The 12,005-nt window shown below is 64.5% G+C and carries 12 protein-coding genes; 4 read left to right on the top strand and 8 right to left on the bottom strand.

The window, feature by feature from the left end; all coding sequences use genetic code 11:
• Positions 1-70 precede the first annotated feature (70 nt).
• Entirely contained in the window at positions 71-967 is an 897-nt protein-coding gene (locus tag FJT57_RS01495; protein ID WP_144901037.1) for a UbiA prenyltransferase family protein, read from the top strand.
• A gap of 100 nt (positions 968-1,067) precedes the next feature.
• Here FJT57_RS01495 and FJT57_RS01500 read toward each other — a convergent pair whose 3' ends face one another.
• Both FJT57_RS01500 and FJT57_RS01505 read right to left on the bottom strand, forming a co-directional pair.
• Complete coding sequence (locus tag FJT57_RS01500; protein ID WP_144901038.1) at positions 1,068-1,835, bottom strand: IclR family transcriptional regulator; 768 nt, start codon at positions 1,833-1,835, stop codon at positions 1,068-1,070.
• Positions 1,836-2,131: 296 nt separating this feature from the next.
• Positions 2,132-2,644, bottom strand: a complete 513-nt coding sequence (locus FJT57_RS01505) for a gamma carbonic anhydrase family protein (RefSeq protein WP_144901039.1) — start codon at positions 2,642-2,644, stop codon at positions 2,132-2,134.
• Between the two features lie 226 nt (positions 2,645-2,870).
• Here FJT57_RS01505 and FJT57_RS01510 point away from each other — a divergent pair, with 226 nt between their 5' ends.
• Positions 2,871-3,269: a universal stress protein gene (locus tag FJT57_RS01510; protein WP_144901040.1), complete on the top strand. Its 399-nt coding sequence runs from the start codon at positions 2,871-2,873 to the stop codon at positions 3,267-3,269.
• Between the two features lie 28 nt (positions 3,270-3,297).
• On the opposite strand, the gene FJT57_RS01515 is transcribed toward FJT57_RS01510, so the two are convergent.
• Both FJT57_RS01515 and FJT57_RS01520 read right to left on the bottom strand, forming a co-directional pair.
• Positions 3,298-4,656 (bottom strand): methyl-accepting chemotaxis protein, encoded by a 1,359-nt coding sequence (locus FJT57_RS01515; protein ID WP_144901041.1) that lies wholly within the window; start codon positions 4,654-4,656, stop codon positions 3,298-3,300.
• Between the two features lie 104 nt (positions 4,657-4,760).
• Complete coding sequence (locus tag FJT57_RS01520; RefSeq protein WP_144901042.1) at positions 4,761-5,204, bottom strand: MaoC family dehydratase; 444 nt, start codon at positions 5,202-5,204, stop codon at positions 4,761-4,763.
• A gap of 276 nt (positions 5,205-5,480) precedes the next feature.
• Between FJT57_RS01520 and FJT57_RS01525 the strand changes: the two genes are divergently transcribed.
• Together FJT57_RS01525 and FJT57_RS01530 are read left to right on the top strand one after the other, a co-directional pair.
• Positions 5,481-5,804: a hypothetical protein gene (locus tag FJT57_RS01525; RefSeq protein ID WP_144901043.1), complete on the top strand. Its 324-nt coding sequence runs from the start codon at positions 5,481-5,483 to the stop codon at positions 5,802-5,804.
• A 228-nt stretch (positions 5,805-6,032) separates the two neighbouring features.
• On the top strand, positions 6,033-7,277 hold the full coding sequence (locus FJT57_RS01530) for an FAD-dependent monooxygenase (protein ID WP_144901044.1): 1,245 nt from the start codon (positions 6,033-6,035) through the stop codon (positions 7,275-7,277).
• Between the two features lie 168 nt (positions 7,278-7,445).
• Here the strand turns inward: FJT57_RS01530 and FJT57_RS01535 are convergent, their stop codons facing one another.
• Genes FJT57_RS01535 through FJT57_RS01550 form a run of 4 tightly spaced genes read right to left on the bottom strand, consistent with a single transcriptional unit; the run spans position 7,446 to position 12,004 of the window.
• Complete coding sequence (locus FJT57_RS01535) at positions 7,446-8,597, bottom strand: acyl-CoA dehydrogenase family protein (protein WP_144901045.1); 1,152 nt, start codon at positions 8,595-8,597, stop codon at positions 7,446-7,448.
• Between the two features lie 53 nt (positions 8,598-8,650).
• The gene (locus tag FJT57_RS01540; RefSeq protein WP_144901046.1) at positions 8,651-10,276 is read right to left on the bottom strand and encodes a long-chain fatty acid--CoA ligase; all 1,626 of its coding nucleotides are present in this window, start codon (positions 10,274-10,276) and stop codon (positions 8,651-8,653) included.
• A 4-nt stretch (positions 10,277-10,280) separates the two neighbouring features.
• A complete protein-coding gene (locus FJT57_RS01545; protein WP_144901047.1) occupies positions 10,281-10,817 on the bottom strand; it encodes a Zn-ribbon domain-containing OB-fold protein in 537 nt (178 codons plus the stop codon).
• Positions 10,814-12,004, bottom strand: a complete 1,191-nt coding sequence (locus tag FJT57_RS01550; RefSeq protein WP_144901048.1) for a thiolase C-terminal domain-containing protein — start codon at positions 12,002-12,004, stop codon at positions 10,814-10,816. The genes FJT57_RS01545 and FJT57_RS01550 overlap by 4 nt, the downstream gene beginning before the upstream one ends.
• Between the last annotated feature and the right edge of the window lies 1 nt (position 12,005).

A 12,005-nucleotide genomic window follows, 5' to 3' on the forward strand; every position in this document is an offset into this window, starting at 1 on the left:
AGACGAGTCTCGTGACCTCACTGTCACCGACGCGGCGGCTTTATCACCGCAGCGTCGGAACCCGTGAGATATGACACGGGCGCGCCGGGGGCTGGAAGGACTACTCGCGCACGTGCGGCCGACGTTTATGCTCCCGGCGGTCGGGATGTCCGCCTACGGGGCCGCCCTCGCTCCGAACATTGCGTTCGAGTGGTCTATCGCAGCGCTACACGCCGCGACGGTCGGGCTCGCGCTCTACGTGGCGCACTTGCGCGACGGCTACGTCGACGGGCATCTTCGCGGGGAAGAGGAACCGCGTCTCGGCGTTTCGACGTTTCGGTGGGGCGTCGGCGCCGGGTCGGCGGGCGTGCTCCTGCTCTCGGGAATCCTCGCGGCGACGGCGGGACCGATCCCCGCGCTGTCGACGATTGCGCTCCTCTCGCTCGCGCTGCTGCACGCGCCGTATCTCGATCGACACCCCGTGACGGTGACCGTCGATTATCCGCTCGGCATCGCGCTCACCCTCGTCGGCGGCTACGCGACGCAGTCCGACGTGATCGACCCGCTCGTCGTCCTCGTGGCTCTCCTCTTCGCCGGGCTGTTGTCGGGGATCAAGATCGGTATCGACCGCCTGGACGAATCGTTCGACGAATCGATCGGCAAGCGCACCATCCCGGTCGCCTTGAGTGCGAGCGGGGCCGATCGGGTCGCTCTCGGAGTCTTCTCGTTCACTGCGGTTGCAGTCGTCGGCCTCGGCCTCGGCGGACTCCTCGGCGTCGTCTCCGCGCGACCGTTATTTGCGTTCGCCGCCGCCTCGGCTCCCGTGACCTGTGCCCTCGCGACGATGCGACTCGACGACGAGTCGCTCGTTCGAGTCCAGATGACGTCGACGTACGTCTTCGCAGTCGCGCTCTTTTTCGCCGCGTGTGACGGCGGCTGCACCGGATTCGTCCTCGTCGAACGCGTCATCGAAACTGTCGTCAGATGAGCGTCACTGGAGGGGAGCGGGTACGTATCGTTCGGGGTTGAGTGGGATTCACCGATCGATCCGGAAAGAGAGGAGTGTACCGACCGCACCGAGGCGGAAATCACCGGTAGGCGATCGTCAGGTCGATTTCGTCGGTCGCCGCGCGCAGGTGCTCGAGTATCTCGCCCTCGCAGCGCGCTTTGGACATCCGGTGTGCGGGCCCCGCGACGCTCAACGCGCCCTGAACCTCGCCGTCGACGGTCAGCGGGACGCCGATCGCCTGAATGCCCTCCAAATCCTCGCTGAGGTTGAGGGCGTACCCCTGTTCGCGGATCGCTTCGAGTTCCTCGGTCAGTTGCTGTCGGTCCGTGATCGTGTTTTTTGTGCGTGCCGGGAGGCCGTGCCGATCGACGATCCGGTCGACCTCGTCGTCGGGGAGGTGTGCGAGAATCGCCTTTCCACCCGAGTTGTAGTGCATGTGAACCCGCGTTCCGAGGATCGTGTTGACGTTGATGTCGTTTTTCCCCCCGCGACCGTACACGTAGATCGCCTTCCCGTTCTGGTGGGTGATGAGCCACGACATCTCCCCGGTCTCCCGTTCGAGTCGATCGACGGCAGCCAGGCCGGATTGGAAGATATCGAGCTGTCCCCGAACGTACTGGCCGTACTCGAAAAACCTGAGACCGAGGTGATACTCCTGTCCCCGCTTGACCACGAATCCGCGGCCGAGGAGCGTCGTCAGGTGCCCGTGAACCGTGCTCTTGGCGATGTCGAGCCGGTCGGCGAGTTCCGTGACTCCTGCACCATCGAGCGTTCGAAGGATTTCGATGATGTCGAATAACGTCCCGTCGGATTTGATCCCTCGACTTTCGTTCGGTTCTCGGCCCATACGCGTATTCGGCGAACGGCAGCCAAGTAAGTGTCGCGTGCGGTTTCCCGAATGCAGTACACGAATATGACATCGCAACAGGCGAATTGTTGTTCGACCTCATCGAATTTAATGCGCCTAACATAATGGATAACAACCGTACGGATGTTACCGTCACAACGTCCGGATTTTGCGAACGGTCGAGTTTCGACTCGATGCCGGGAGACGGTTATCCGAAGATCTCCCGACGGTTACGTACAGGAACCGTGAATCGGGAGTCAAACCCTGTTCGTCAAATTCGAACGGGGAGGCAGAATTCACTCACGAGAGCGAGTATCAAGTCCCGCCTCGCGGAACCGCGCGGCCAATTCGACGTACGTCTCGTGAATCCGGTCGATTTGGGCCAACTGTGATTCAGTGAGGGGTCGGGTTTCGGCGGGCGTCCCGTACGCCAAGTGGCCCGCGGGGACCGTCTGATCGTGCGAGACGACGGCGTTGGCCGCGACGATGCAGCGCTCTTCGACAGTCGCGCCTTTGAGGACGGCGCTTTGCATCCCCACGAGCGAATGATCGGCCACCTCCGCGTAGTCGACCACCGCACCGTGGCCGACGGTAACCGCTTCACCGAGTTTCGCGCCGTGTAGCATCGAGAACTCCTGGACGTTCGTTTCGGGTCCCACTTCGACGGCGGTGCCGTGTCCCCGGAGGCACGTAAACGGCCAGATACTCGCTCGTTCGGCGACGTCGACGTCGCCGACGAGATACGCCATCTCCGAGACGAACGCGTCCCCGGCGACTACGGGTTCCGCGTCCTCGAACGGTCGCAGCATACCGTCCGTACGGGGACCCGGGGGGATAAATCCAGGTGCCGCTGTGGACGTCCGGTCAACCGCTGATTCGAGCGACGGGTCGGCTGCGAGCGGCCGTATTCCGTGAACAGATTATTCGACAGTATCGAACAGGTGACGAAAGATGGTCCAACGAGGACAGTGAACCGCGCTACTGAGGCGGGAATCGGCGTGGAGTTATAAGTAGATGGCCCATCGATTGACCGATATGGTTCGAGTACTGCTCGCACTGGACGACGACGTACCGCAGGCACAGGCACAGACGAACGCGATCGAGGCTATGGTCGAGACCGCGAGCGCCGCGGAGGTGTATATCCTCCACGTCTTCAGCGACAACCCCGAGGGGGCTTCCGTCCACCAGGTCGAAGCCGTCCGAGTGGCCTCGGACCGATTGGAAGACGCCGGAGTGGACGTCGAACTGCTGGAGGCGAGCGGGTCACCGTCGGACGAGATCCTCCGGTACGCTGAGGAGTTGAACGTCGATCAGATCTGCGTCGGCGGGCGCAAGCGTTCACCCACGGGGAAGGCGCTGTTCGGGAGTGTGACACAGGACGTGATCTTGGGGACGCACCGACCGGTACTCGTCTGCGGTAGCAGCGTCGAATAGGGGGCGAGAGCCGAGCCTCGGTCCGGCGCTATTCGGTTTGAACCACCGAGGAGAGGTTTCGTTCCAGCGCCTCGACGCTCTGACGGATCTCGGCGACCTCTTCGGTCTGCTTTTCGTTCGCGGCCGCGAGTTCGGCGACCTCGGTCGCGATGCGTTCGACGCCCTCAACCGTCGTTCCGAGCATCGCCGAGATGTCCTCCGCGCTCGTCGCCTGTTCGTCCGTCGCGGTCGCGATTTGTTCGAGCTGTTCGGAGACGTCCGCGATCGAGGCCTGGATCTCGCGCTGGTTCTCGTTGACCGTCTCGATCTGCGATTCGATCTCCTCGACCCGTGCGGTCGTCTGTTCGACCCCCTCGACCGTGTCGGCCGCGATGGTGGAGATCGATTCGACGAGCTCTTCGATCCGGTCGGCCTCCGTCTTCGACTCCGCGGCGAGGGATTTGACCTCATCGGCGACGACGGCGAAACCCGCTCCGGCCTCTCCGGCACGCGCGGCCTCGATCGAGGCGTTCAGCGCGAGGATGTTGATCTGGTCGGCGATGTCGTCGATCACGGCGACGACGTCATCGATCTCCGCGACTCGGTCGGCGAGGTCCTCCGCGTCCGACGCCATCCGATCGCTCGCCCGCGCGACGTCCTCGACGGTTTCGAGCAACCCCGTCGTCGACTCCTCGGAATCGGTCGCGAGATCCGCCGTCTCCGAACTCTGCGTACTGATCGTTTCGACGCTCGCGGCGACCTCTTGGGTCGTCGCGCTGAACGTCTGAATCTCGTCGTCGACCTCGCGGACGTGAGCCGCCTCCCGCTCTGCCACCTCGGCGATGACGTCGACGTTTTCGGTCACCTGCGAAGACGCGTCTTCGAGCCACCCGACCGTCTGTTCGAGTTCCTCGCGAACTTGCGTCTGCACGTGTTCCATCGACTCGCGCTGCTCGACCAGATCAGTCACCTGATAGAGCACCTCGAAAGACCCGACGACGGATCCGTCGGGCGCGCTGAGGGGGACGCCCATCGCTCGACCGTGTCCCTTCTCGCCCGCGGTGTTGGTGATCGTTCGAACCTCCCGCTCTCTGATCGTCTCCCCAGTGCGCGCGACCTTCTCCGCGAGCGTCTCTGTCACGGCCTCGGTTCCGATGACCTCGTGGGCGCGCTGGCCGAGCGCCTCCTCCGCCGCGAGACCGACGAACGACGCCTGTTCCTCGTTCCAGTGGGTCAATCGCCCGTCGTCGTCGACGACGATCACCGGTTCGGGGAACTCCGCGGCGAGCTGATCGAACATGTGTCGCCAGTGGTCCCGTTCGGCGCGGTATCGTTCTGACTCGCTTAGATCGTCCGAGAGATCGGGGGCGAGGGACGCTGATTCGGGGGCGGCCAGTTGGTGTGCCATTGCGAGGGTGTGGATCGTGTCAGCATATAATTGGTTCGTCTAGTTATCACTAGTGAGAACCTCGTTGGAGCCAGCGGCCGGACGGTCCCGGCTCAAAGGAGCGCCTACTCGTGGGTTCGCCGCTTGACGAGCGCGATGACCTCGAAACTCGCCGCGACCGCGTCATCCTGGTTGATCGCTTCGCCCCTGGTCGTGACGTATCCGCGGTCGTCGTGCGTTTCGGAGGGCCGCTTTTCGAGTACTTCCGTGCGGAGGTGTAACCGATCACCCGGCCGGACCGGCTTCCGCCAGCGGATATTGTCAGCGCCGACGCCCGCGAGCGCCGCCAGCGGGTCCGGCTGTTCGGTGATCATCCGCATACACATCGCCATCGTGTGCCACCCGGAGGCGACGAGTCCGCCGAACATCGACTCGGCTGCGGCCGCGTCGTCGGTGTGAAACGGTTGGGGATCGTACTGCGCGCCGAACTCTTTGATCTCCCGCGCCGTCACCTCGTAGCCTCCGAACGTCGCGGTCGATCCGACCTCGACGTCCTCGAAATATCGCATACGTCAGCCACGTAAGCGCCCGTAGAAAATCCTTCGTTCGCCGACGTGTGCGCGTGTCGAGGGCGGTTCGACGGGCCGCCCATCGGGACGCGGCTTGGTCTCTGATCTGAAGTGATTCGTGATCCGAAATGGTTCGTGCTCCAAGTTGGTTCGTGATCCCTGTCGGTCGTGGTCCGAATCGGTTCGTCCCGAGTCTTCCTGAAGTCCGGTGTCGTTCGAGAACGATCTCACCGGCGTACCGCAAGGATTTATGTACAGTGGTCCGAACGCCGAAATATGTCCCGAGAGTCAAATCTGGAAGAGGCTGCCGAACTGGCCACGGATCTGCCGGATCCGCGAGAGGTCGTCGGCGAGGACGAGGAAATCCCGCTCCGAGAGATCTTCGACGATGAGTTCATTCAGGAGAACACCGAGTTCGAGACGTTCGACGAGATGGTCGCTGCGAGCCCCTCGGAGGCGACCTCCGCGGACGACCTCGAACAGATTCCCCGCGGCGCGTGGGACGGGTTCGTTTCCGAGACGACGATCTTCGAGAGCGAAGAGGAGTTCGTCTTTGCCGGACGCGACCACTGGGTCGGCAAGAAGCTCGGACTGAACTGAGCCGAACGTCCCTTCGACCTCTGCGGGGGACTGGACTCATCGGCGTGTGTGACTAGGCGGTCGGTCAGCCGGACGTCCAGGGATCGTCGGCCTGTGGGGACGCCCGGAGGACGTTTGTGGACGGCGTAGCTCGCGCTCTATTCCGCGGTAACGGACGTCTCCGGCGCTCTATCGCCGGTGCAACCACAACGATTATGAAGTCTGTGCGATAACGTCCACGTAGACACGATGAGCTCAACTGACATCGACCAGCCCGTGTTGATCGCCGGTGCCGGACCGACGGGGATGACCGCCGCGCTCGCGCTTCACGCCCGCGGCATTCCCGCGGCGATCCTCGAGGCCGACTCCGAGGACCGAGACCGCGCCGGGAGCCGGGCGATCTACGTCCACGGCTCGACGCTCAAGACGCTCGAACGAAACTACCCCGGCCTCGGGAAGGACCTCGTCGACGAGGGGCTCGTCTGGCCGACCCGCCACACGATGTGGCGCGGCAAGACCGTGTTCCGACGCACGTACGACAACCCCGGCGGCAGTGGGGAGTTCCCCCACTTCGCGAGCCTCCCGCAGGTCACCACCGAGAAGTACATGCACGAGGCGCTTGACGACCTCGGCATCGAGATCCATTGGGACGCTGGCGTGGAGTCCGTCGAAACCACGCCTGAGGGCGTTCACGTCGAGACGGCCGACGGACAAGAGTGGGAGACGCCGTACCTCATCGGCGCCGACGGCGGCGGCTCGCAGGTGCGAAAAGAGATCGGCTCGGAGTTCGAGGGCGACCAGTCGGAGAACTCCTTCATCATCGTCGACGTCGAGACGCTCGACGGCAACACCATCGAGGAAGAGCCGATCCCGTTCGAGCGGCTGTTCCACTACGACGACCCCGCCGCTGGCGGCCGCAACGTGATGCTCGTTCCGTTCGCTGGCGGGTGGCGGCTCGACATCCAGTGTCTCGGCGACGACGACCCCGAGGAGATATCCAGCGACGCGGAGATGCGAAAACTGGTCCGCGACATTATGGGCGAAGAGTACGTCGACAACATCCAGTGGACCTCGACGTACAAGTTCCTGCAGGTGATCGCCGACTCCTTCGTCGACGAGCACCGCCGCGTGCTCCTCGCGGGCGAGGCCGCACACCTGCTCGCGCCGTTCGGCGCCCGCGGGATGAACTCCTGCGTCGCCGACGCCGACGAGGCCGCCTCGGCCATCGCGGTCGCCGCGCGCGCACGACAGGACGCCGTCGCCCGCAACGAGGTCGAACTGTACGCCGCCCGACGCGAGCGGGCCGCCGAGTACAACATCGCCGCCGCCGGGGAGGCGCTCGACTACCTGCAGGGCGACACGCCGGTCACCGTCCTCCGAAAGGAAGTCGCCGCGTCGCTCGCGGAGTACTTCGAGCCAGCCGGTGAGTACCTCGACGACGCGCCGTACGGCCCGCACGACGCCCCGCCGATCGCCTCGACGGGTAACTACTGAATCGACCGCGACCCACCGAGACGGCGTCGCGGACCGCTTCTCATCGTTCCGTCCCGAGCAGTGAATTTGTCTGCCGCACTCTCTGTCGTTCGGGCGAACGACAGTCCACAGAATGGATAGAAGCCGCGTTCTCACGGTACGTATCGCAACGTCAAAGCGAGCGTTCGCTCAGAAGTTGCGGTAGATCAGATCGCGCTGAATCGCGCCGACGCCCTCGTAGGTCATCGGCATCCGGACGTCGCGGTAGACACGGGTCACGCGCTCGCCGTCCAGCAGCGCCCGTCCGCCGTGGAGTTTCATCGCCGTCTCGGCGCAGTCGGCGGCGACCTCGGTGGCTTTCGCCTTCGCCATCGCGGCCCAGCGCTCGGCGTCCTCGCCACGTTGGACGTGATCGACCGCCTGCCACAGCAGCGCGCGGGCGCTCTCGAACTCCATCCGCATCTCCGCGAGGTCGTGCTGGACCGACTGGAAGTCCGCGACCGACCGGCCGAACTCCTCGCGGCCGTGGACGAAGTCCCACGCCTCCTCGATGGCGGCCGCCGCGATTCCGATCCCGTGCGCGGCGACGCGCACTCGGCCGGAGTTGAAGAACTCCGCGACCATCTTGAACCCGTTGCCGCGCTCCCCGACGAGGTTCTCCTTCGGGACCCGACAGTCGTCGAAGACGATGTGCGCCTGTTCGGACGCACGGTAGGCCATCTTCTCCGGTACCGGTTCGGCCTCGTAGCCGGGCGCGTCCGTCGGAACGAGAACGAGCGAGTGGTTGCTGTGGCGGTCGTCGCTGTCCTCGGTGCGGGCGTAGACGGTGATGTAATCGCCGGAGACGCCGTTGCCGATCCAGTATTTCTCTCCGTTGAGCACCCACTCGTCGCCCTCCAGTTTTGCTTCAGTTTCCATCCCCGCGAGGTCGCTCCCGGTGTCGGGTTCGGTGATCGCCATCCCCGTGCGCTTTTCGCCCGCGGCGACGGCCCGGAGGTACTCGTCCTTTTGCGCCTCGGTGCCGAACTCCTGGAGGATCTCGGTCCCGAAGCTCTGGCTGACGACCCCGAGGCCGAGTCCGGCGTCCGCGCGGAAGAACTCCTCGACGGTCGCGACGATCGCTTCGAGCGAACGCCCCGGACCGCCGTACTCGGTATCGATCTCCTGGGCCACGAGTCCGGCTTCGTGGGCGGCGTCGACGACGTCGTCTGGGTACGCGCCGGACTCGAAGTACTCCGCGGCCACCGGGGCCATCCGCTCGTTTGCGAACGACCGCGCGCGGGATTTCGGTTCGTGCGCCTCCTCGGGAACGACAGTCGGTGTGAGTATGTCTGATTTCATAGGTGTATTCGATCTATTTCGATTTCAGAGACGTTCGGCGGTCGCCGACGGGATCACTCCTCGAGCGGAAGCTCGCCGTGTTCGTCGGTGAACCGCTCCCGTAGATTCTTCTTGTTGAACTTGTGCGTCGTCGTCTTCGGGATCTCGTCGACGAACCGGAATACATCCGGAAGCCACCACTTCGGGAACGTTTCGAGTAAGTGCTCTCGGAGCACCGCCTCGTCCACGCTCGGGTCGTTCACGACGACGAAGGCGACCGGCCGCTCCTGCCACTTCTCGTGCGGGACGCTGACGACCGCGGCTTCCGCTACGCCGTCGGCGTCGATGATGGAGTTCTCCAGTTCGACCGAGGAGATCCATTCGCCGCCGCTCTTGATCGCGTCGTCGATGCGGTCGACGATGTCGAGGTAGCCGAACTCGTCGATGGTGGCGACGTCGCCGGTCTTGAACCACCCGTCCTCTGAGAACGACGTCTCGTTGGCCTCCGGACGCTTGAAGTAGCCGTCGGTGAGCCACGGCGACCGCGCGTGGATCTCTCCGGGCGTCTCGCCGTCGTGCGGGACCGGGTCGCCGTCGGTGTCTCGGAGGCGGATCCGCGCGCCGGGGGCCGGAATCCCCGCCTTCCGCTTGAGTTGGTAGCGCGTCTCCTCGTCGAGGCCGCGCATCTGGGTCGTCTCGAACGTGTTCGCCAGGTGCGGCGAGGCCTCGGTCATCCCGTATCCCTGGTAGATGGGTGCCTCGTACACTTCCTCGTACTTCTGCATCAGCGACGCTGGCGGCGCGCTCCCGCCGGTGAGGACGCGGTCGAGACTCGCGAGCGGTTCGCCGTCGACGGATTCGAGGTAGCCGTCCATATCGATCCAGACGGTCGGGACCGCGGCGGCGACCGTCACGTCCTCGGCGTCGATCAGGTCCGCGACCTCCTGTGGCGAGGTGTGCTGTCCGGGGAGGACGAGTTTCGACCCGTAGAACGTCCCCGAGTAGGGGAACCCCCACCCGTTGACGTGAAACATCGGCACGACCGGCATCACCGTGTCGTTCTCGCTGACGCCGAAGACGTCGACGTGGCCGTGGACCAGCGTGTGTAAGAACATCCGCCGGTGGCGGTACTGGACGCCCTTCGGGAGACCGGTCGTTCCGGAGGTGTAACAGAGCGCGAACTCCCGCTCCTCGTCCAGTTCGGGCCAGTCGTACTCGGTGTCGTAGCCCGCGATGAACGACTCGTAGTCGACGACGTTTTCCAATCCGGTCTCCGGCACCTCGTCGGCGAGGACGACGTACTGCTCGACGGTTTCGAGGTCGTCGGCGATGGCCTCGGCCGTGTCGAGGAATTCGGGATCGACGAACAGCATCCGATCCTCGGCCTCGTTGATGATCTCCACGAGGTGGTGTTCCGGCAGCCGGTGGTTCGTCGTGTGGATGCTCCGCCCGCTGCAGGAGGGGCCGAAGTACAATTCGTAATGGCGGTAGTGATTGACCGCCATCACCGATACACGATCGCCCATCTCTAAGCCGTAATCGTCGAGCGCGTGCGCGAGCTGACAGATTCGATCGTAGGCGTCGCCGTACGTGTATCGGTGGACCGATCCGTCCGAGAGCTTCGAGACGATCTCCTTGTGGTCGAAGAGGTCGACCGCCCGTTGCAGGAACTTCGTGATCGTGAGTTCGTAGTCTTTCATTTGCTTACTCCTGTGGTTCGAACCGGTAAAAAACCCGTTCGTGATCGACGGGCCCGTCGATCTCGACGATCTTCATCTCCACGGCGTCGCCGATTTCGAGGTCCTCGTACTCCGCGTTGTCGACGTGTGCGGAGAGTCTGACGTCGCCGAGGTCAACGATGCCGAGCACGAACGGCACTTCGTCCTCCATTCCCATCGGCGCGCCCGCCCGAACCGTCGAGAACGCGAATAACTCGCCCTCGTGGGGGAGGTCCACGTATTCGAGGTCGTCGCTGTGACACTCCGGACAGACGATGCGCGGCGGGAAGTGCAGTTCGTCGCATTCGGTGCACCGCGTCGTCGTCAACTGCCCGTCGGCGAGGTTGTCGTAGAACTCGCTGATCTTCGTCGTCTCCTCGGTCTGTAGCTCGTAGAAGTCGAGCAGCCGCGGGAGTTCGATCTGGTGGGGGAGTTCGACGACGTCTCTGTCGCTCCCGCCGTCGGTCGCGATCTCGGTTCCGCCTCGTCGCTCCGTTCGGTTCTCGTCGTTGTGCTCGTTCATTGTCGTCCTCGCGCGAGAGTCATCACGCTGTGTACCGAGGCGCTGCCGCTGAGATTGTGAATCAAGCCGGTCTCGGGGTCGGGAACCTGTCGTTCGGGTTCGACGGTGCCGCGGAACTGATTGAACACCTCCAGCGCCTGCGAGACGCCGGTCGCACCTAACGGGTGTCCGCAGCCGAGTAGCCCACCGCGGGGGTTGACTGCGATGTCGCCGTCGAGTTCGCTGCGGCCGTCCTCGACGAACTGTCCTCCCTCTCCCTTCTCGACCCAACCGAGATCCTCGTACTCGACGATCTCGCTGATCGAGAAGCAGTCGTGGACCTCCGCGACGTCGAGTTCCTTCAGGGGGTCGTCGATCCCGGCCTGTTCGTAGGCCTGCTCGGCCGCCTGCGTCGCCTGCGGCCACGCCGACATCGACGGGAGGTTGTTGATGGAGTTGCTCGAAAGGCAGGTCTGTCCGCTCCCGGTGATCCACGCCGCCTCGTCGGTCACTTCGCGGGCTTTCTCCTCGCTCATCAGGATGAGCCCGGCAGCGCCGTCGGTCACGCCGCTGCAGTCGAACAGACACAGCGGCGGCGACAGCGGGAACGAGTCGACGACGTCCTCGACGGACACTTCCTTTTGGAACTGCGCGAACGCGTTGTTCGCGGCGTGGGTCTTGTTCTTCGCGGCGACGAGCGCGAGCTGCTCGCGCGTGGTGTCGTACTCGTGCATATGGCGCTGCGCGATCATCGCGAAGTACGGCGGCGCGTTGAAGCCGTTGACGCCGTCGAACTCCCGGTCCATCACGTTCGCCATGCTGGTCTGGGCCTCGGGCGTGTACTCCCGCGGGAGGTTCATCTTCTCGACGCCGAGGACGAGCGCGGTGTCGATCTGCCCCGCGGCGATCGCGAGCCACGCGTAGCGCAGCGCCGCCTGACCGCTCGCACACGCCAGTTCGGTGCGCGCGATCATACTATCGACGTCGATGCCGAGCAGCTCAGCAACCATCGGCGCGACGTGCGTCTGGAAGGCGAACCGCTCGGGCTGGACGGAGCCCACGAAGAGCCCCTCGATGTCGTCGGGCGTCACGTCCGGGACGTCCTCGAAGGTCGCCTTGCCCGCCTCCTGGATCAGATCCTTGTAGCTCGCCTCGCGGACGCCCCACTTCGTGTGGCCGCCGCCGACGATGCCGACGTTCCGCGTCATC

Source organism: Halobellus captivus (genome assembly GCF_007655485.1).
Classification (GTDB): Archaea; Halobacteriota; Halobacteria; order Halobacteriales; family Haloferacaceae; genus Haloquadratum; species Haloquadratum captivum.